Source organism: Ramlibacter sp. JJN2-2R, assembly GCF_057747835.1.
Window position 1 is genome coordinate 1,513,627 of the sequence record NZ_CM173226.1, and the last position, 20,221, is coordinate 1,533,847.

Sequence of the window (20,221 nt, forward strand, 5' to 3'; positions counted from 1 at the left end):
TGTCGCGCGAGGGGGGCGTTGCGGGCCCGGTGGCCTTGCGGCCTGACTGCGTGTGTCAGGCCGCCGAGAACGGCTGCCTGGCTTCCCACCATGCCAGCACCTGGGCGACCGAGTCAATGACCGATTGCTCCGAGTTGTCCAGCAGGAGGGCGTCCTGCGCCGGCTTCAGCGGGGCGACGGCCCGCTGGGAATCGCGGGCGTCGCGCGCTTCCAGGTCGGCGCGAAGGGTGTCGATTGTAACCGAAACCCCCTTTGAAATCAATTGCTTATGGCGCCTCTCGGCCCGGCGCGCGGCGCTGGCGGTGAGGAACACCTTGAGCGGGGCGTCGGGGAAGATCACCGTGCCCATGTCGCGGCCGTCGGCGACCAGGCCCGGCAGCCGGCGAAAGCCCTGCTGCAGGTCGACCAGGGCGGTGCGCACGGCCGGCAGGGCGGACACGCGCGAGGCGTTCATGCCGGCTTCCTCGGTGCGGATCGCATCGCTGACGTCCTCGCCGTCCAGCAGCACCTGGCCGTCGACGAAACGGATCGGCAGCGACTGCGCCAGGGCGGCGATGCGCTGCTCATGCGCCTCGTCCAGGGACAGGCCGGCGCGCAGGGCCGCCAGCCCTGTGATCCGGTACAGCGCGCCGGAGTCGAGGTAGTGGAAGCCGAGCTGCCGCGCCGTCTCGGCCGCCAGGGTCCCCTTGCCCGAGGCGGTGGGGCCGTCGACGCAGATGACCGGCACGCGCGGCGCCGGCACGCGCGTGACCGAGAACAGCGTCTCGAAGTAGTCGGGGAAGGTCTTGGCCACGCACTTGGGATCCTCGATGCGCACCGGCACCCCGTCGGGGTTGAAGGCGGCCAGCGAGAAGCACATCGCGATGCGGTGGTCGTCGTAGGTGTGGATGCGCGCCGCGCGCCACCGGGCGGGCGGGGTGACGCGCAGGAAGTCGGCGCCTTCCTCGGCCTGCGCGCCCAGCTTGCGCAGCTCGATCGCCATGGCGGCCAGGCGGTCGGTTTCCTTGACGCGCCAGCTCGCGATGTTGCGCAGCGTGCTGGGGCCGTCGGCGAAGAGGGCCATCACCGCGAGGGTCATCGCGGCGTCGGGGATGTGGTTGCAGTCGAGGTCGATCGCCTTCAGCGGCCACGCGCCGCGCGCCACCTCGATCCAGTTGGGGCCGCTGCCCACCCGCGCGCCCATGGCCTGCACGGCCTCGAGGAAGCGGATGTCGCCCTGGATGGAGTCGGCGCCCACGCCGCGGATGCGCATCCCGCGGCCGGGCACCGTGGGCGGCGCGATGGCGCCCAGGGCGGCGAAATAACTCGCCGACGAGGCGTCGGCCTCCACGTGCACCTGGCCCGGCGAACGGTAGCGGCTGCCGGCGCGGACCGTGAAGCGCTGCCAGCCCTCGCGCCCGACCTGCACGCCGAAGCGGGCCAGCAGGTTGAGCGTGATCTCCACATACGGCTTGGAGATCAACTCGCCCACGACCTCGATCACGACGTCGCGCCCCGGCGACGGGACGCCGGGCGCGGCAGCCCCGGACAGCCCGGCCGTGCCAGGCGCGGGGGCTGCTGGCCCCGCCACCAGCGGCAGGGCCATCAGCAGCGCGGTGAGGAACTGGCTCGAGACGTCGCCGCGCACGCGGATCGGCTGCTCGAGCCGCAGCGTGGGCGTGCCGATGCGAAGCGGCGGATAGCCGTCCTGGCCGAGATAGTCGATGCGGCAGCCCAGCGGGCGCAGCGCGTCCACCAGGTCGCCGATCGGACGCTCGTGCATGCGGGCGACGCCGCTGAGCTCGTAGTCGCCGCCCAGCACGGCCAGCGCGGCGGCCAGCGGCCGCATCGCGGTGCCGGCGTTGCCCAGGAACAGGCGCGCCTGCCGGACCGGGCCGGCAGCGCCGAACCCGGTGATCTCCACGCTGCCGGCGTCCAGCGGCCGGATGCCGCAGCCCAGGGCGCGCAGCGCGTCGAGCATCACGCGGGTGTCGTCGGAGTCGAGCAGGTCGTGCACGACCGTGGGGCCGTCGCACAGCGCGGCCAGCAGCAGCACGCGGTTGGAGATGCTCTTGGAGCCCGGCAGCGTGACCTCGCCCCCCACCGCCTCGAGCGCCGGGATGTCGAGGAAGGCGGTCGTGTACATCGCCGCGTCAGCCCCGCTTGGGGCCCATGCGCCAGTTGGCGCGCAGGTCGCTGGCCTGCGCGATGAAGCCCTCGAGCGCGTCGGCGTTGCCGGCCTCGATCATGGCTTCCATGGCCTTGAGCGTGCGCTGGAACACCTGCGACTGCTCGAGCAGTTCCTGCCGGTTGGCCAGCAGGATGTCGCGCCACATCTTGGGTTCGCTGGCCGCGATGCGGGTGAAGTCGCGAAAGCCCGGTCCCGCCAGGGCGAGGAAGTCCTCGGCCCGGGGCTGCGAAGCGATGCCGTTGACCAGCGCGAAGGCGATCAGGTGGGGCAGGTGGCTGACGGCGGCGAAGGCGGCATCGTGCGCTTCCGGCGCCATCTGCACGACGTTGCAGCCCAGCGCCTGCCAGACGTCCAGGGCGCGTTGCAACTGCGCCGTCAGCGTGCGCTCGATCGGCGTGACGATCACCTGCTTGCCCGCATACAGGTCCGGGTCGGCGTTCTCGACGCCCGAGACTTCCTTGCCCGCGATCGGATGGCAGGGCACGAACGAGCCGACGTTGTCGCGCAGCACGCGCCGCGCCGCATCGATGACGTCGCGCTTGGTCGAGCCGACGTCCATGATCAGCATGTCCTTGCTCACCAGGTGGCGGATCGCCTTCAGCGTGGCTTCGGTGGCGGCCACCGGCACCGCGAGCAGCACGATGTCGGCGCCCGACACGGCCAGCAGCGCGGAGGGCGCCTCGACGTCGATGACGCCCATCTGGCGCGCCCGCTCGGTGGTCGAGGGCGACTTGCTGTAGCCGACCACGCGCTTGACCAGGCCGGCGCGCTTGAGCGCGAGCGCGAACGAGCCGCCCATGAGGCCGCAGCCGATCAGACCCAACTGTTCAAACATGTTCGATTTCCAGCAGCTCGAGCGCGGCGCACGAAGTGACGGGCGTGGGGGCCATGATCAGTCCCCCGCAGGATACGTGCCCAGCACCTTGTAGAAGGCGCACAGGCGCTGCAGGTCCGCCAGCGCGGCGGCGACGTGCGGCTGCGAAGGATGGCCCTGCACGTCGATGAAGAAGAAGTATTCCCACTGGCCCGAGCGGGCGGGGCGCGACTCGAAGCGGGTCATCGACACGCCGTGCTGCTTGAGCGGCACCAGGATGTCGTGCACCGCGCCCGGCCGGTTGGGCACGGAGACCACCAGGCTCACGCAGTCCTTGCCCGACGCCTGCGGCGCCGCCAGCGTCTGCGGCAGGCAGACGATGGCGAACCGCGTGCGGTTGAAGGGCTCGTCCTGGATGGCGTGCGCGGCGATGTGCAGGCCGAACTCGCTGCCGGCGCGCTCGCCGGCGATGGCCGCCCACTCCGGGTGCAGCGCCGCCAGGCGCGCGCCCTCGGCATTGCTCGCCACGGCGCGGCGCTCCGCGTCTGGCAGGTGCTTGGACAGCCAGCCCTGGCACTGGGCAAGGGCCTGTGGGTGTGCCAGCACGGCCTGGATGCCGCCCAGCGACTTGTCCTTGCGCAGCAGGTGGTGCCGCACCAGCAGGCTGATCTCGCCGACGATGTGCAGGGGCGAGGCGAGCAGCAGGTCGAGCGAGCGGGTCACGACGCCCTCGGTGCTGTTTTCCACCGGGACGACGCCGAAATCGGCGGTGCCGGCCGTGGCGGCCTGGAACACCTCGTCGAAGCTCACGCAGGGCACGTGCTCGATGCTCGAACCGAAGAACTGCAGGGCTGCCTGCTCGCTGAACGTGCCGGCCGGGCCGAGGTAGGCCACGCGCTGCGGCGACTCCAGCGCGCGGCAGGCCGACATGATCTCGCGCCAGATGGTGGCGACGTTCTCGTTCTCGAGCGGGCCGGTGTTGCGCGCCTGCAGCCCGTTGATCACCTGCGCCTCGCGCTCGGGCCGGAACACCGGCGAGCCTTCGGCGCGCTTGATCTCGCCCACCTCGTTGGCGAGCGAGGCGCGCCGGTTCAGCAGGGCCAGCAGTTCACGGTCGACCGCATCGATCTCGGTGCGCAGCTGGGCCAGGTCCCGCGCCATCGCGATCAGCCTTCGCCGCCGGGCACGTCGACCGCATCGCCCTCGGCGCCCTCGGCGCCTTCGCCGCCCTGGGCGTCGTTCTCCACGATGCGCTGCAGGCCGCCGAGCTTGGAGCCTTCGTCCAGGCCGATCAGGGTGACGCCCTGGGTGGCGCGGCCGAGCTCGCGGATCTCGGCGACGCGGGTGCGCACCAGCACGCCCTTGTCGGTGATCAGCATGATCTCGTCGTCGGCATGCACCAGCGTGGCGGCGACGACCTTGCCGTTGCGCTCGCTCTGCTGGATGGCGATCATGCCCTTGGTGCCGCGGCCGTGGCGCGTGTACTCGCCGATCGGCGTGCGCTTGCCGTAGCCGTTCTCGGTGGCGGTGAGCACGCTCTGCTGCTCGTCCTCGGCCACCAGCATGGCGATCACGCTCTGGCCCACGTCCAGCGACATGCCGCGCACGCCGCGGGCCGCGCGGCCCAGGGGACGCACGTCCTCCTCGTGGAAGCGCACCGCCTTGCCGCCGTCGGAGAACAGCATGACGTCGTGCTTGCCGTCGGTGAGCGCCGCGCCGATCAGGTAGTCGCCCTCGTCGAGGTTGACGGCGATGATGCCGCCCTTGCGCGGGTTGTTGAACTCGTCCAGCGCCGTCTTCTTGACCGTGCCCATGGACGTGGCCATGAACACGTAGTGGTCGGCCGGGAAGCTGCGGAACTCGCCGGTGAGCGGCAGCACCACGTTGATCTTCTCGCCCTCGGCCAGCGGGAACATGTTGACGATCGGCCGCCCGCGCGAGCCGCGCGAGCCGGAGGGCACTTCCCAGACCTTGAGCCAGTACAGCCGGCCGCGGTTGGAGAAGCACAGCATCCAGTCGTGCGTGTTGGCGATGAAGAGCTGGTCGATCCAGTCGTCTTCCTTGGTCGCGGTGGCCTGCTTGCCGCGGCCGCCGCGCTTCTGGGCGCGGTACTCGGACAGCGGCTGGCTCTTGATGTAGCCCAGGTGCGAGAGCGTCACCACCATGTCGGTGGGCGTGATCAGGTCCTCGGTGCCGATGTCCTGCGCGTTGTGCTCGACCTGGCTGCGGCGCTCGCCGACCTTGGTCACGCCGAATTCCTGCCGCAGGGCGGTGAGTTCGTCGCCGATGATGACCGACACGCGCTCGGGCCGGGCCAGGATGTCGAGCAGGTCGTCGATCTCGGCCATCACGTCCTTGTACTCGGCGACGATCTTGTCCTGCTCCAGCCCGGTCAGGCGCTGCAGGCGCATCTGCAGGATTTCCTGGGCCTGCGTGTCCGACAGCCGGTACAGGCCGTCGCCCTGCATGCCGTAGCCGCGGTCCAGCCCCTCGGGCCGGTAGTCGTCGGCGTTGATGACGCTGCCGTCGGCCTTGGCGCGGGTGAGCATCTCGCGCACCAGCTGGCTGTCCCAGCTGCGGGTCATCAGCTCGGCCTTGGCGACCGGCGGGGTCGGGCTCTCGCGGATGATGCGGATGAACTCGTCGATGTTGGCCAGCGCGACGGCCAGGCCCTCCAGCACGTGGCCGCGTTCGCGGGCCTTGCGCAGGTTGAACACGGTCCTGCGGGTGACCACCTCGCGGCGGTGCTGCAGGAAGACCTGCACCAGGTCCTTCAGGTTGCACAGGCGGGGCTGGCCGTCGATCAGCGCCACCATGTTGATGCCGAAGGTGTCCTGCAGCTGCGTCTGCTTGTAGAGGTTGTTGAGGACGACCTCGGGCACCTCGCCGCGCTTGAGCTCGATGACCAGCCGCATGCCGGACTTGTCGCTCTCGTCCTGGATGTGGCTGATGCCCTCGATCTTCTTCTCGTGGACCAGCTCGGCCATGCGCTCCTGCAGCGTCTTCTTGTTGACCTGGTAGGGGAGCTCGTCGACGATGATCGCCTGGCGCTGGCCGCGATCGATGTCCTCGAAGTGGCACTTGGCCCGCATCACCACCTTGCCGCGGCCGGTGCGGTAGCCCTCCTTGACGCCGGAGATGCCGTAGATGATTCCGCCGGTGGGGAAGTCGGGCGCCGGCACGATCTCCATCAGCTCGTCGATGGACGCCTCGGGGTGCTTGAGCAGGTGCAGGCAGGCGTCGACGACCTCGTTGAGGTTGTGCGGCGGGATGTTGGTGGCCATGCCCACGGCGATGCCGCCGGAGCCGTTGACCAGCAGGTTGGGCAGCTTGCTGGGCAGGACCAGCGGCTCCTTCTCGCTGCCGTCGTAGTTGGGCCCGAAATCGACCGTCTCCTTGTCGATGTCGGCCAGCATCTCGTGCGCGATCTTCGCCAGCCGGATCTCGGTGTAGCGCATGGCCGCGGCGTTGTCGCCGTCCACGGAGCCGAAGTTGCCCTGGCCGTCCACGAGCATGTGGCGCATCGAGAAGTCCTGCGCCAGCCGCACGATGGTGTCGTAGACCGACTGGTCGCCGTGCGGGTGGTACTTGCCGATGACGTCGCCGACGATGCGGGCCGACTTCTTGTAGGGCCGGTTCCAGTCGTTGTTCAGCTCGTGCATCGCGTACAACACGCGTCGATGCACCGGCTTGAGGCCGTCGCGGGCATCCGGGAGCGCACGACCCACGATCACGCTCATCGCGTAGTCGAGGTAGCTCCGCCGCATCTCCTCCTCGAGGCTGACGGGCAGGGTTTCTTTGGCGAATTGGGTCATGCGGGAGGGGAGGGCGCGGCGCTGAAACCGCCGATTTTACCGTTCGCACAGTGCTGTCGCGAGCGAGCAACAAAGTGGGGGGAATGCGGCTCCGTCCTACGGACCCCTCTGGGGCCTCACATTGATTGTGTAAGGACGTGTGGCACAATCAAGCGGACGGTTTTGGTGAATGGTCACCTTAAACGTAGCTTTCTCGCAGCGCGGCTGCGGCTTTTTCCCCTCAAGAGGAGAACCATGAAGAAACTGAACAAAGTGGCGATGCTGTTTGCCGCTGCTGCGCTCTCGACGGCCGCCGGTGCCCAGACCACTGTGACCGCCGCCGACGGTGGCAACAAGGTGGACAACTGGAAGAACGGCACCGGCGAGCTCGTCTGGAAGAACGGCACCAACGAACTGTGCTGGCGCGATGCCAACTGGACCCCGGCGACCGCCGCCAAGGGTTGCGACGGCGCGCTGGTTCCCCCGCCGCCCCCGGCTCCGGCGCCTGTCGCCGCTCCGGCCCCGGCGCCCGCCCCGGTCGCCCCGGCCCCCGCTCCGCAGCCGCCGGCCGCCACCAAGGTGACCTACGCCGCCGACGCCTTCTTCGACTTCGACAAGGCTGTCCTCAAGCCCGAAGGCCGTGCGAAGCTGGACGACCTGGTCGGCAAGGTCAAGGACATCAACCTGGAAGTGATCATCGCCGTCGGCCACACCGACTCGGTCGGCTCCGATGCCTACAACCAGAAGCTGTCGGTCAAGCGCGCCGAAGCCGTGAAGTCCTACCTCGTGTCCAAGGGCATCGAGAAGAACCGCGTCTACACCGAAGGCAAGGGCGAGAAGCAGCCCGTGGCCGACAACAAGACCTCCGATGGCCGCGCGAAGAACCGCCGCGTGGAAATCGAAGTGGTCGGCACCCGCGCCAACAAGTAATCGCGCACCGCGATCGCTGCGACAAAGGCCCCGTTCGCGGGGCCTTTGTCATTTCCGGTCCACAATCCCTTCCCGCATGACAACCGAAGGCACGCTGAACGCCGATCCGGCCGAACTGGCCAAGTTCTCCGAACTGGCCCACCGCTGGTGGGACACTGAGAGCGAGTTCCGGCCCCTGCACCAGATCAACCCGCTGCGGCTCGGATGGATCGAGGCGCAGGCCCCGCTGGCCGGCAAGCGCGTGCTGGACGTCGGTTGCGGCGGCGGCATCCTGGCCGATGCGATGGCGCGGCGCGGGGCACAGGTGCTGGGCATCGACCTGGCGACCAGGTCGCTGCGGGTCGCCCAGCTGCACGCCCTGGAGGCGGCGACCCCGAACGTCGACTACCGCGAGGTGAGCGTCGAAGCCCTGGCGGCCGAGCAGCCGGGCCAGTTCGACGTGGTCACTTGCATGGAGATGCTCGAGCACGTGCCCGATCCGGCCTCGGTCGTGCGCGCGTGCGCCACGCTCGTCAAGCCCGGCGGCTGGGTGTTCTTCTCGACCATCCACCGCAACCCCAAGTCGTTCCTGTTCGCCATCGTTGGCGCCGAATACGTGCTGAACATGCTGCCGCGCGGAACGCACGAGTACCTGAAGTTCATCCGCCCCGCGGAACTGGCCGGCTTCTGCCGCGCCGCCGGGCTGGACTGGCAGGGCACGAAGGGGCTGCAGTACAACCCGTTCAGCCGCCGTTACTGGCTGAGCAGCGACACCTCGGTCAATTACCTCGTCGCGACCCGGAAGCCCTGATGTTCCAACAAGTGCAGGCGGTGCTGTTCGACCTGGACGGCACGCTGATCGACAGTGCGCCGGACCTCGGCGCGGCGGCGGACCAGATGCGCGTGCAGCGGGGCCTGCCCTCGTTGCCGCTCGATGCGTACCGGCCGATGGCGGGCGCAGGCGCGCGCGGGATGCTCGGCGTCGCGTTCGGCATCACGCCGGACCATGCGGACTTCGCGGCGCTGCGCGAGGAGTTCTTCCAGAACTACGAACGCCGGATGACGCACACCACCGAAGCCTTCGCGGGCGTGGCCGAACTGCTCGGCCTGCTGGTCGGGCGCGGACTGGCCTGGGGCGTGGTCACCAACAAGTCGATGCGCTTCACGGGGCCGCTCACCGCGGCCATGCCGCTGTTCTCGACCGCCGGCGCGATCGTCGGCGGCGACAGCACGCCGCACCCCAAGCCGCATCCGGCGCCGCTGCTCGAGGCCGCGCGGCTCCTTGGGCTGGACGCCGCTCGCTGCGTCTATGTCGGCGACGACGAGCGGGACATCGTCGCCGGCAAGGCGGCCGGCATGCCGACCATCGCCGCCACCTACGGCTACCTCGGCGGCACGCCGGACGTCGGGCGCTGGCAGGCCGATGCCCACATTGCCAGCCCGCTCGATCTGCTGCCGCTCTTGAAATCGGGCGCGGCGGCGTAAACTACGGGCTCTGGGGCTGCACTGGTTTCGACGTGGGTTCGGACACGCAGCAGGGCATGTCGAGGTTCAGTCACCTCGTAAAACAGCTGAAACCAAGTAACTGCAAACGACGAACGTTTCGCACTCGCCGCTTAAACACCGGTGAGCCTCACAACAGTTGGCCGATGGGCTGGGCAAGGGGCGCAAGCTCCCGGCTGTGAGGGAATCTACATGGGCTGGTCCTGATCCGGGTGCCTTGGGTCGGGACGAGACAATAGGGCACTGGCGGCCGGTGTAGCGTGCGTCTGCGCGACAACGGTGGCGAGATCCAAATCAGAGCGCTAAACATGTAGAACTGCGCGGAGAAGGCTTGCGGACGCGGGTTCAATTCCCGCCAGCTCCACCATACCCATCGAGGCCGACAGGTTCACCCTGTCGGCCTTTTCCTTTCCGGCCTTCCGGGCGAGGGTGCGACACCGCCGCTTGCATCCGCTGACAGCGGCCGGGCTGGGCTCCCAGGACAACGTGCGGACAAGTGCATGACGTTTGCCCGGTGCAGGCGGCCTGCGATCGGCATAGAACGACATGCTCCGGAGGTCCCATGAACGCGTCCCAGGTCGTCCCAGCCGCGCCGTCGGCGCGCGTGTCCAGCTCGCGGGCGGCTGCGCCCGCATGAGCTGGGCTGCGCCAGCGTTGCCGCCCATCCCCCGCCATGGCCGCCGCCGTGCTCCAGGAACCACCGCACGCGGGGGACGTCCCCGGCGGGCACGCGCTGCCGCTCGAGCCTCCGCTCGTCATCGACCTGGACGGCACGTTGCTGCGCTCCGACCTCCTGCTGGAGACCGGACTCGTCTTCCTGCGTGACCAGCCGCACCGGTGCCTCGTGCCGCTGCAGTGGCTGACACGCGGCAAGGCGGTGCTCAAGCACGAGCTCGCGCTCGCGGCGCAGCTGGACGTGTCCGTGCTGCCCTACGACCGGGACGTGATCGATCTCGTCCAGCGCGAACGCCAGCGCGGGCGCCGCGTGGTGCTGGCGACGGCCAGCCACCACCTGCTGGCCGAGCAGGTCGCCCGCCACCTGGCCCTGTTCGACGAGGTGATCGCCACCGAAGGAAGCCGCAACCTGTCGGCCGGCAGCAAGCGCGCTGCGCTGGTGCAGACCTACGGCGACCACGGATTCGACTACGCCGGCAATTCGCGCGACGACCTTCCCGTGTGGGCGTCCGCGCGGCAGGCCTACCTGGTGCACGCCTCGCCGGGTCTCGAACGGCGCGCGCGCAAGGTGGGCACCGTCGCCGGCGTGCTGGCGTCCGGCCATGCGTCCTGGCGGGACTGGGCCAAGGCGCTGCGGCTGCACCAGTGGCTGAAGAACCTGCTGGTCTTCGTGCCCCTGCTGGCGGCCCATCGCTCCACCGAGGTGCCGCTGCTGATCGATGCGGTGCTCGCCTTCTTCTGCTTCGGGCTGTGCGCGTCCAGCGTCTACATCCTGAACGACCTGCTGGACCTGCGCGACGACCGCCATCACGCGCGCAAGCGGCTGCGGCCGTTCGCCTCGGGACGGATTCCGATCCAGGCGGGACTGATCGTGTTCCCGCTGCTGCTGGCCGCCGCCTTCGGGCTCGGCGCCTGGCGGCTGCCCTGGGCGTTCGTGGCCGGCCTCGCGACCTACTATGGCTTGACGCTGGCCTATTCGCTGGTCCTCAAGCGCCTCATGGTGTTCGATGTCATCACCCTGGCGGCCCTGTACACGCTGCGGGTGGTGGTCGGCGCCATCGCCCTGGACATCCCGCTGAGCTTCTGGCTGCTGGCGTTCTCGATGTTCATGTTCCTCAGCCTCGCGATGGTCAAGCGCTACGCCGAGCTGTTCCATGCGCGCGCCGGGGGCAGCGAAGGCAAGGCCCGCGGGCGCGGCTACTTTCCGGGCGACTTGCAGATGCTCTCGTCGCTCGGCGCGGCCTCGGGCTACATGACCGTCATGGTGCTGGCCCTGTACATCAACGACAGCCATGTGACGCAGCTCTACCGGCACCAGGAATTCATCTGGCTCGCCTGTCCCTTGCTGCTCACCTGGGTGACGAGGGTGTGGATGCTGACCCAGCGCGGCGAGATGAACGAGGACCCGGTGATCTTCGCGGTGCGCGACCGGGTGAGCCTGGCGATCGGCGCGCTGCTGGCGCTTGTCTTCTGGGCGGCCACATGAGTGCCGCGCGCCTGCTGTCCTGGGGAAACCATCCCGCGTTCCCCCAGACCCCGATGGCCTGCCACTGGCGCGACGAACTGCCGGGACACCTCGCCCGGGCGCGGACGGAGCACGGCACGACGCTGCCGTTCGGCGCCGGGCTGAGCTACGGCGACAGCTGCCTGGCCGCCAGCGACCACGTGCTGCACTTGCGGCCCTTCGACCGCTTCATCGGCGCCGACTGGTCGACCGGACTGCTGACCGCGGAGGCGGGGGTGACGCTGGAGGCCATCCTGGCCGTGGCGATCCCGCGCGGCTGGTTCGTGCCGGTGACCCCTGGCACCCGCTACGTCACGCTGGGCGGCGCCATCGCCAACGACGTGCACGGCAAGAACCACCATCGGCGCGGCACCTTCGGCCGCCACGTGCGCCAGTTCGGGCTGGTGCGCTCCGACGCCGGGCGCCTGACCTGCGCCGCGGACCAGAACGCCGAGCTGTTCCGGGCCACCGTCGGCGGCCTGGGCCTGACCGGGGTGATCGAGTGGGCGCAGATCCAGCTGGTGCCGATCCGCGCCAGCCAGCTCCAGGTGGTCACCCAGCGGTTCGGCGATCTGGACGAGTTCTTCGCGCTCTCCGACGAGCTGGACGGCGCGCACGAGTTCTGCGTGTCCTGGATCGACTGTGCCGCCCGGGGCCGCGCCGCCGGCCGCGGCGTGTATTCGGCCGCCGACTTCGCCGCGGAGGGCACGCTTGACGTCGACAGTTCACGCCGGTTCACCGTGCCGGTGACCAGCCCGCTCTCGCTCGTCAACGGGCCGTCGCTGCGGACCTTCAACGAGGTCTACTGGCGCCGCGCGCCGCGGGAGCGCCGGTCCGCCCGGGTCGGCTACGGTCCGTTCTTCTACCCGCTCGACACGGTGCTGAAGTGGAACCGCCTCTATGGCCGGCGCGGTTTCCAGCAGTACCAGGCCGTGATTCCCGAGGCCGACGCCCGGCCGGCCATCCAGGCGCTGCTGGCGGCCACCGCCGAAGCCGGCACGGGCTCGTTCCTGGCGGTCCTCAAGCGTTGTGGCGACCTGCCGTCGCCGGGCCTGTTGTCGTTTCCCCTGCCGGGCACCACGCTGGCGCTCGACTTCCCGCAGACCGACCGGCTGGAGCCGTCGCTGTTCCGCACGCTCGATGCGATCGTGCGCGAGGCGGGCGGGCGCCTGTACCCGGCCAAGGACGCGCACATGAGCGGCGAGGACTTCCGCCGCGGCTACCCGGCGTGGGAGCAGGTGGAGGCCGTGCGCGACCCCGCGCTGATGTCGCGGTTCTGGGAACGCGTGACCCGATGAGGCGGGTCCTCGTCATCGGCGCCACCTCGGCGATCGCCACGGCCTGCATGCGCCTCTGGGCGGCGCAGGGTGCCGGCCTGTTCCTGGTCGGCCGCGATGCCGGCAAGCTCGATGCCCTGGCGGCGGACCTGTCCGTGCGCGGGGCTTCGCAAGTGCACCGGTTCCAGATGGACGCCAACGACGTTCCCGCCCACTCGCTCATGCTGCGGGCGGCCGTGCAGGCGCTGGGTGCGATCGACATCGCCTTGATCGCGCATGGGACGCTGCCCGACCAGCGGGCCTGCGAAGCCGATCCCGTCCTGGCGATGCGCGAATGGGGCACCAACGGCACGTCGGTCATGGCGCTGCTCACGGGGCTGGCGAACCAGTTCGAGGCCCAGGGGGGCGGTGCGCTGGCCGTCATCACGTCGGTGGCCGGCGATCGCGGGCGGGCCAGCAACTACGTGTACGGCAGTGCGAAGGCGGCGGTCTCCGTCTTCTGCGAGGGCTTGCGCGTGCGCCTGTCCCGCGTGGGCGTGTCGCTCACGGACGTCCGGCCGGGGTTCGTCGCCACCCCCATGACGCAGGGGCTGCGCCTGCCGGCCGCGCTGGTGGCGCAGCCCGACGCCGTGGCCAGGCGCATCGTCGATGGCATCGACCGCCGCGCCGACGTGCTGTACGTGCCGGCGTTCTGGTCTCTCATCATGCTGGTGATCCGGGCCATCCCGCGGCCGGTCTTCAAGCGGCTGCACCTATGAGCATGCAGGCACCCGGCGCCGAGGAAGCGGATCCGGCCGCCCTGTTGTCGGGCTGGCGTTATCGCGCGGTCCTGTGGTCGGTCTTGCTGGCCGCCCTGGGCTACCTGGCGTTTGCGCTCTGGAGCGGCTGGCGCCCGGTCGCCGTCGCCTTGGGCAAGGTCGGCATCGCGGGCGTCGGCGCCGCGCTGGGCCTGTCCCTCGTCAACTACGGCCTTCGGTTCGTCCGCTGGCAGCACTACCTGCGCGTGCTCGGCCATCCGGTTCCGTGGTGGCCCAGCCTGCAGATCTACCTGGCCGGCTTCGCACTGACCACGACGCCGGGCAAGGCGGGCGAAGCCCTGCGCGGGGTGCTGCTGCGGCGCTGGGGCGTGCCGTATCCGGCCAGCCTGGCGGCGTTCCTCAGCGAGCGGCTGACCGACCTGCTGGCCGTGGTGCTGCTCGCTCTGGTCGGCCTGGTGGCCTACCCGGCGGCGCGGCCCCTCGTCCTGGTCGGCGCCGCGGGGGTGGGCGCGGTGTTCCTCGCGCTGTCCAGCGAGCGCGGACTGCGCCGGCTGCGCGCCGCCGCGCGGGGCCGCAGCCGCGCCCGCACGCTCTTCGGCCGTGGCGTGGAAGTGCTGCTGCAGGCCCGCCGCTGCACCACCCCGCGCGTGCTGGCCGGCGCCACGGCGCTGAGCGTGCTGGCCTGGGCGGCCGAAGCCTGGGCGTTCCACCTGGTCGTGCGCTGGATCGGGCTGGACGTCACGCTGGACTTCTCCGCCTTCGTCTACGCCATCTCGCTGCTCGCCGGGGCCCTGACCTTCGTGCCGAGCGGCCTGGGCGGGTCCGAGGCGATGATGATGGCCCTGCTGATGTGGAAGGGCGGCACGGCGGCCGACAGCGTCGCCGCGACGCTGATCATCCGGCTGGCCACGCTGTGGTTCGCCGTCGCCATCGGTTGCGTGCTGCTGGCGGTGCAGACGCGCACTCGCCGCGGCGTTCCACCTCCCCGGATGCGGTGTCCCTGATGCGAATCCTGAACCTCGTCTCCGCCCATTTCGTGAAGCTGTCCCTCCTGTTCTGGGCGGTCGGGCTGCTGCAGTCGGTGCTGGTGGCCGTGCGTGACCACTCGCTGGGCAAGTTCCAGTCCTGGGTCGTGACCCAGTACTACATGAACTACCTCGAATTCGGGTTCGTGAAGCGGGGCCTGGTCGGCACCCTGCTGTATCCGGCGTTCCATCGCATCGGCGCCCACGTGGACGTGGCGAAATTCCTGATCCTGGGCCTGGACGCCATCCTGTTCGTCGTCCTCGTGCTGGCGTTCGACCGGGTGTGCAAGGCCTGGCTGCCCGAGGACGGGGCGCTGACCAGGCTCGTGCGAGCGGCCATCGTGCTCAGTCCGGTGGGGGTGATGCAGTACTCCTACGACACGGGGCGCTTCGACCACCTCAATTTCGCGCTCGCCGCGATCGCGATGGGGCTCATCCTGCGCCGCCGCCATCTCCTCGCCGGGGCCTTGGTGGGTGTCGCCATCCTGGTCCACGAGGCCGTGTTCGTCTACGGCGTGCCGCTGCTGGTGGCCATCGCGCTGGCCCCGGGCGACGGCACGCGGCCACTGCGCGACCGGTTGCGGGACGCGGCCCTGTTCGGGCTCGTCCCGGCCGCCGCGGCCGTCGCGGTGGCCCTCTTAGGAAACACCGACTTCGACCCCGCGTCGATCCTGCCCGCGGTGGCCGTCGAGGGCGCCAACGTCTGGCGGCGGGGGGTCTTCGAGCCGGCGACCGGCCTCGACGCGGTGCAGCTCGCGATCGTGCTGTTCTACGTGCTCGCGCCGTATGCCTTCCTGGTGCGGCTCTACCGGGCCAACGGCATGCGCATCGATCTCGTCTTCCTGGCCGCGCTGTCCCCGCTGGCACTGTTCGCACTCGGTCTCGACTACGCGCGCTGGTGCCAGCTCGCCTTCGTGGCGGTCCTGGGGGCCGTGTTCTTCCACGCCGGCCAGGGCCGAGGGCGCATCGGCACGCCGGCCTCGTGGCTGTCCCGGGCAGTGCTGGCGCTCTACCTGTTCCCGATCGGCCCGATCGGCGTGACGTATCCCTGGCCTTACGTGGAGAGCTTCGTCCGCAACGCGCTCAGGTCCTGAAGTGCGCGGGCGTGTTGCTCCCGCTCACGACCGTCCTACACGCCTTCGGCGCTGTCCTACACGCGACAGCGGCGGCTCTTCCTAGATTGCCGGTCGCGGCGCAAGCCGCCTCGCAAGACACACAGCCTCCAAGGACGAAGTCATGCACCAATCCCCGCAGAAGCAGCTCGACGGCCGGCGCGAGCGGAACACCGTCTATGCCGCATTCGAGCTGGCCGACGACGGCGCCGAACGGCGCCAGGGTCGCGGCGGCGGACAGCTCAAGACCCGCAAGCCGCACTGGCGCGACGAGGTGCAGCGCGAGGAACGCGCGGCACGCCAGCACCCGCGCGGCTGAACCGCGGCGCGGCACCGCCGCGCAGGCCGCGACAATGCGGCCCATGCAACTCCAGCAGATCCTCTACAGCCAGGGCTTCGGCACCCGGCGCGTGTGCGCCGGCCTGGTCGAGCAGGGCCACGTGGAGCTGGCCGGACGCACCTGCACCGATCCGTTCGAGGACGTCGAGCCCGACGGGCTGCGCTTTCGCGTGCAGGGCGTCGACTGGGCCTACCACGCCAAGGCCTACCTGATGCTGCACAAGCCGGCCGGCTTCGAGTGCTCCATGCGCCCGTCGGCCTGGCCCAGCATCTACACCCTGCTGCCCGCGCCGCTGCGCCAGCGGCCCAACCCGGGCGCCCAGGTCGGCGTGCAGGCGGTGGGGCGGCTGGACCAGGACACCACCGGGCTGCTGCTGCTCAGCGACGACGGCGCCTTCATCCACCGGATGAGCTCGCCCAAGCGCCATGTGCCCAAGGTCTACGAGGTCGCCACCCGCCATCCCGTGGACGACGCGGCCCTGCGGCGCCTGCTTGCCGGCGTGGTGCTGGATGACGACCCCAGGCCGGTGCGCGCGGCCGCGTGCGAGCGGACGGGAGAGCTGGGCCTGCGCCTGACGCTCACCGAGGGCAAGTACCACCAGGTCAAGCGCATGGTCGCCGCCGTGGGCAACCGGGTCGAGGCCCTGCACCGGTCGCGCATCGGCGACCTGTCGCTGCCTGCGGACCTGCCGCCTGGCGGCTGGCGCTGGCTCGGGGCCGGCGACCTGGCCGCGCTCGGTCAGTCCACCGTGGCGAGGAAGGCCTGAATGCGCGCGGTGACCAGCTCGGGCTGGTCGCGGTGCGGCGAGTGGCCGCAGCCGGCGATCGCCTCCAGCTCGAAGCGGCCGAGCGTCGGCGCGATCTCCTCGACCTGGCGCAGCGTGCCGTAGGGATCGTCGCGACCCTGCAGCGCCAGCACGGGCGCCGCGATGCGGCGGCAGTCGGGCCGGATGTCGAAGGCGCGGAACGCCTCGCTCAGCCAGACGTCGTTCCACTGCCAGAAGGCGCCGTCGACATCGCCGTGGTAGCGCGCCAGGCGCTCGCGCAATCCGGTCGCGAACGCGTCGCGCGCCTGCTCGATCGAGCGGACCGAGACATCCTCCACGATCACGTGGGGCGCCAGCACCACGCAGGCGGCCACCGGATGCTGGCTCGCGTGCAGCAGCGCGATGGTGCCGCCGTCCGAATGGCCCACGAGCACCGGGCGGGTGAGGCCCAGGCGGGAGAGCAGGGCGGGCAGCACGTCGAAGGCTTCCCGGTGCATGTAATCGGGCCCGAGCCGGCCGCGGCCGCGCACGTCCTCGATGGGGTCCGATCCACCGTAGCCGCGCCGGGAATAGACGATGCCGGCGCGGCCGGTCGCCGCGCACACGCGCGCCGGCCAGTCCCGCCACATCGCCACCGAGCCCAGTCCCTCGTGCAGGAAGACGATCGGCGCCCGGGCCGCGTCGCCGGCTGCGGGCAGCCGCTCGACCTCCAGGCGCACGCCATTGACCAAGATCATTTCCATCGCGGGGATGTTACGGGAGCGAACAGGTACCCCGACTACACTTGCGAGTTGCCCAGGAAGCCCTCGTGATTTCGTCCTTGCGTTCCCTCGCCTTCGCGGCATCGGCCTGGCTGGCCGTGTGCGCCGGGGCCGCGGCCCAGACCGCCCCCATCTTCGTCCTCAACTCGCTGGACGCCAACGTCAGCGTGATCGATCCCTCCACCTGGAAGGAGGTGCGGCGCATCCCGACCGGCAAGGAGCCGCACCACCTGTACCTGACGCCGGACGAGAAGTCGCTGATCGTCGCCAACTCGCTGAGCGACTCGCTCACCTTCATCGACCCGAAGACGGCGCAGGTCCAGCGCGTCGTGCGCGGCACGCTCGATCCGTACCAGCTGCGGTTCTCGCCCGACATGAAGTGGTTCGTCACGGCCGGCAACCGCCTGAACCACGTCGACATCTACCGCTGGGACGGCAGCAACCTGCAACTGGCCAGCCGCGTGCCCACCGGCAAGACGCCCAGCCACATCTGGATCGACAGCCGCAGCACCACCGCCTACGTCAGCATGCAGGACAGCGACGAACTGGTCGCCATCGACCTGGCGACGCAGGCCCTGAAGTGGCGCACCCGGACGGGGCCGATGCCGGCGGACGTGTTCGGCACGGCCGACGACCGGACGCTGCTGGTGGGCCTGACCGGCGGCGACGGCGTCGAGGTGTTCGACGTCAGCGGCCCGCAGCCGCGCTCGGTGCGCCGCGTCAAGACCGGCGACGGCGCGCATGCCTTTCGCGCCGCGGGCGACAAGCGCCACGTGTTCCTGAGCAACCGCGTGGGCGACACCATCAGCAAGCTGGACCTGCAGACGCTGCAGGTGGTCGAAAGCTACCCGGCGCCGGGCGGCCCGGACTGCATCGACGTCTTCGCCGGCGGCAAGATCATCATGGTGACGTCGCGCTGGGCGCGCAAGCTCACGGTCATCGACACCGAATCGCGCAAGGTGATCCGGCAGGTGCCGGTCGGCAAGTCTCCCCATGGCGTCTGGACCCTGGACCACGCGCCGCGCTGAGCGGCGCCGCTTCACGGCCGGCCTGCTCGGCGCCGCGCTGCTCCCGGCGGCGACGACGGCGAGGGCGGCCGACTGCGGCCGGCCGCTGTACCTGACGCTGGACACCGGCCACATGGAGGTCGCGCCGCTCGTCGCCGAGGTGCTCGCCCGCCACGGGGTGAAGGCCACGTTCTTCGCCGCCAACGAGCGCACCAAGGCGGGCGACGGCAGCCTGGGCGACCACTGGGCGCCGTGGTGGAAGGCCCGCGCGGCCGAGGGGCACGAGTTCGCCTCGCACACCTGGGCCCACGCCTACTGGCGCGGCGACCTGCCCGGCGACCCGCCGCGGTTCCGCATCCGACCGTCCGCCGGCCCCGACGAGGGGCGCGAGCAGGCCTGGACCGCCGAGCGCTATTGCGAGGACATCGCCCACGCCGCGCAGCGGCTGCGGGCCATCACCGGCAAGGCGCCCCTGCCGCTGTTCCGGGCGCCGGGCGGCAGGACGTCCCCGAAGCTGCTGGCCGCCGCGCGCGCCTGCGGCTGGGAGCACGTGGGCTGGTCGCCCGCCGGCTTCCTGGGCGATGAACTTCCCAGCGGATCCGTGTCCAATGACGAGTTGCTGGCGCGCGCGCTGCGCAACGTGCGGGCGGGCGACATCCTGCTGGCGCACCTGGGGATCTGGTCCCGCCGGGACCCCTGGGCGCCGGCGGTGCTCGATCCCCTCCTGGCGGGCCTGCGGCAACGGGGCTTCTGCTTCCGCACGCTGCGCGAGCATCCGCGGTACGCCGGCTGGATCGGGCAACACGCAGGGACACGATGAACTGGATCGAGAGTGCATTCGGCGCCGCGCAGCAGTGGCTGTTCGAGGCCGCCGTGCAGCCGCTGATGTTCATGCTGGGCATGGGCAACCTGTTGGAGGACGCCTATGCCGCCACCGGCTGGCTGCTCGTCGGCCTGGTGCAGATCGCGCTGATGCTGCTGGTGATCGCGCCGCTGCAGCGCTGGCGCCCGGTGGAGCCGGTCCATGACCGCGCGGCGGTCCGCACGGACGTGCTCTACACCCTGATCCACCGACTGGGCCTGTTCCGGGTCGCGCTCTTCTTCACGCTTCAGCCCGTGTTCGACGCGCTGTTCGGGCAGCTGCACGTGCTGGGCATCGGCGGCTTCCACCTGGACAGCCTGTGGCCCGGCCTGACCGACCAGCCGCTGGCCAGCTTCGCGCTGTACCTGGTGGCGTTCGACTTCGCCGACTACTGGATCCACCGCGGCCAGCACGGCTTTCGCTGGTGGTGGAGCCTGCATGCGGTGCACCACTCGCAGCGGCAGATGACCATGTGGAGCGACAACCGCAACCACCTGCTCGACGACGTGCTGCGCGACACCCTGCTGGTGGTGCTGGCCCAGGCCATCGGCGTCGCGCCAGGGCAGTTCGTCGCCATCGTGGCCTTCACCCAGCTCACCGAGAGCCTGCAGCACGCCAACCTGCGGCTGTCGTTCGGCCGCTGGGGCGAGCGCCTGTGGATCAGCCCGCGCTTCCATCGCGTGCACCACGGCGTCGGCATCGGCCATGAGTCGCCCGTGCGGGCCGGGGCTCGCGCGGGGGCCGTGCGGCTCGGCGGCCACAACTTCGGCGTGCTGCTGCCCTGGTGGGACATGCTGTTCGGCACTGCCGACTTCGACCACCACGGCACCACCACCGGCATCCGCGACCAGGTCGAGCAGGGCCGCGACTACGGTCGCGGCTTCTGGGCGCAGCAGTGGCTGGGTCTCAAGCGCCTGGCCGGCCGCTCCTGAGGCTGCTGCTAG

General features: G+C 70.5%; 18 protein-coding genes and 1 other RNA gene. 14 read left to right on the forward strand and 5 right to left on the reverse strand.

Translation table 11 applies throughout. From position 1 onward, the window contains the following. Positions 1-55 precede the first annotated feature (55 nt). From AC3ANR_RS07455 to gyrA, 4 genes are read right to left on the reverse strand one after another with little or no spacing between them, the layout of a single operon-like run. Positions 56-2,125, reverse strand: coding sequence for a bifunctional 3-phosphoshikimate 1-carboxyvinyltransferase/cytidylate kinase (locus AC3ANR_RS07455; protein ID WP_488291249.1), 2,070 nt, complete (start codon positions 2,123-2,125; stop codon positions 56-58). A 7-nt stretch (positions 2,126-2,132) separates the two neighbouring features. Continuing rightward, positions 2,133-3,005, reverse strand: a complete 873-nt coding sequence (locus AC3ANR_RS07460) for a prephenate dehydrogenase (RefSeq protein ID WP_488291250.1) — start codon at positions 3,003-3,005, stop codon at positions 2,133-2,135. A 57-nt stretch (positions 3,006-3,062) separates the two neighbouring features. Next, positions 3,063-4,145 (reverse strand): prephenate dehydratase, encoded by a 1,083-nt coding sequence (gene pheA, locus AC3ANR_RS07465; protein WP_488291251.1) that lies wholly within the window; start codon positions 4,143-4,145, stop codon positions 3,063-3,065. 5 nt (positions 4,146-4,150) lie between these two features. Next, on the reverse strand, positions 4,151-6,799 hold the full coding sequence (gene gyrA, locus AC3ANR_RS07470) for a DNA gyrase subunit A (protein ID WP_488291252.1): 2,649 nt from the start codon (positions 6,797-6,799) through the stop codon (positions 4,151-4,153). 234 nt (positions 6,800-7,033) lie between these two features. On the opposite strand from gyrA, the gene ompA reads away from it, so the two are divergent. The 11 genes from ompA to AC3ANR_RS07525 all read left to right on the forward strand — a co-directional run bounded on the left by ompA (position 7,034) and on the right by AC3ANR_RS07525 (position 16,647). Beyond that, a complete protein-coding gene (ompA, locus tag AC3ANR_RS07475) occupies positions 7,034-7,708 on the forward strand; it encodes an outer membrane protein OmpA (protein ID WP_488291253.1) in 675 nt (224 codons plus the stop codon). Positions 7,709-7,784: 76 nt separating this feature from the next. Continuing rightward, positions 7,785-8,498 carry a bifunctional 2-polyprenyl-6-hydroxyphenol methylase/3-demethylubiquinol 3-O-methyltransferase UbiG gene (gene ubiG / locus AC3ANR_RS07480; RefSeq protein WP_488291254.1) on the forward strand — a complete coding sequence of 238 codons (714 nt, stop codon included), beginning with the start codon at positions 7,785-7,787 and terminating at the stop codon, positions 8,496-8,498. After that, positions 8,498-9,172, forward strand: coding sequence for an HAD-IA family hydrolase (locus AC3ANR_RS07485; RefSeq protein ID WP_488291255.1), 675 nt, complete (start codon positions 8,498-8,500; stop codon positions 9,170-9,172). The genes ubiG and AC3ANR_RS07485 overlap by 1 nt, the downstream gene beginning before the upstream one ends. Before the next feature lie 12 nt (positions 9,173-9,184). After that, positions 9,185-9,557, forward strand: a transfer-messenger RNA (tmRNA) gene (gene ssrA / locus AC3ANR_RS07490). A 306-nt stretch (positions 9,558-9,863) separates the two neighbouring features. Next, positions 9,864-11,351 (forward strand): UbiA family prenyltransferase, encoded by a 1,488-nt coding sequence (locus tag AC3ANR_RS07495; protein ID WP_488291256.1) that lies wholly within the window; start codon positions 9,864-9,866, stop codon positions 11,349-11,351. Further along, entirely contained in the window at positions 11,348-12,667 is a 1,320-nt protein-coding gene (locus AC3ANR_RS07500) for an FAD-binding oxidoreductase (RefSeq protein ID WP_488291257.1), read from the forward strand. The genes AC3ANR_RS07495 and AC3ANR_RS07500 overlap by 4 nt, the downstream gene beginning before the upstream one ends. Then, a complete protein-coding gene (locus AC3ANR_RS07505) occupies positions 12,664-13,404 on the forward strand; it encodes an SDR family oxidoreductase (protein WP_488291258.1) in 741 nt (246 codons plus the stop codon). The genes AC3ANR_RS07500 and AC3ANR_RS07505 overlap by 4 nt, the downstream gene beginning before the upstream one ends. A 2-nt stretch (positions 13,405-13,406) precedes the next feature. Further along, a complete protein-coding gene (locus AC3ANR_RS07510; RefSeq protein WP_488291259.1) occupies positions 13,407-14,408 on the forward strand; it encodes a lysylphosphatidylglycerol synthase transmembrane domain-containing protein in 1,002 nt (333 codons plus the stop codon). Next, a complete protein-coding gene (locus AC3ANR_RS07515) occupies positions 14,408-15,523 on the forward strand; it encodes a hypothetical protein (protein ID WP_488291260.1) in 1,116 nt (371 codons plus the stop codon). Before AC3ANR_RS07510 ends, AC3ANR_RS07515 begins: the two co-directional genes overlap by 1 nt. Positions 15,524-15,665: 142 nt before the next feature. Further along, a complete protein-coding gene (locus AC3ANR_RS07520; RefSeq protein WP_488291261.1) occupies positions 15,666-15,860 on the forward strand; it encodes a hypothetical protein in 195 nt (64 codons plus the stop codon). Between the two features lie 43 nt (positions 15,861-15,903). Continuing rightward, entirely contained in the window at positions 15,904-16,647 is a 744-nt protein-coding gene (locus AC3ANR_RS07525) for a pseudouridine synthase (RefSeq protein WP_488291262.1), read from the forward strand. Here AC3ANR_RS07525 and AC3ANR_RS07530 read toward each other — a convergent pair. Continuing rightward, positions 16,620-17,390 (reverse strand): alpha/beta fold hydrolase, encoded by a 771-nt coding sequence (locus AC3ANR_RS07530; RefSeq protein ID WP_488291263.1) that lies wholly within the window; start codon positions 17,388-17,390, stop codon positions 16,620-16,622. The two genes, AC3ANR_RS07525 and AC3ANR_RS07530, sit on opposite strands and share 28 nt — an antisense overlap. 77 nt (positions 17,391-17,467) lie before the next feature. Here AC3ANR_RS07530 and AC3ANR_RS07535 point away from each other — a divergent pair, with 77 nt between their 5' ends. From AC3ANR_RS07535 to AC3ANR_RS07545, 3 genes are read left to right on the forward strand one after another with little or no spacing between them, the layout of a single operon-like run. Beyond that, positions 17,468-18,436, forward strand: a complete 969-nt coding sequence (locus AC3ANR_RS07535) for a YVTN family beta-propeller repeat protein (protein ID WP_488291264.1) — start codon at positions 17,468-17,470, stop codon at positions 18,434-18,436. Then, positions 18,402-19,235 carry a polysaccharide deacetylase family protein gene (locus AC3ANR_RS07540; RefSeq protein WP_488291265.1) on the forward strand — a complete coding sequence of 278 codons (834 nt, stop codon included), beginning with the start codon at positions 18,402-18,404 and terminating at the stop codon, positions 19,233-19,235. The genes AC3ANR_RS07535 and AC3ANR_RS07540 overlap by 35 nt, the downstream gene beginning before the upstream one ends. After that, positions 19,232-20,209, forward strand: a complete 978-nt coding sequence (locus AC3ANR_RS07545) for a sterol desaturase family protein (RefSeq protein WP_488291266.1) — start codon at positions 19,232-19,234, stop codon at positions 20,207-20,209. The genes AC3ANR_RS07540 and AC3ANR_RS07545 overlap by 4 nt, the downstream gene beginning before the upstream one ends. Positions 20,210-20,221: the final 12 nt, after the last annotated feature.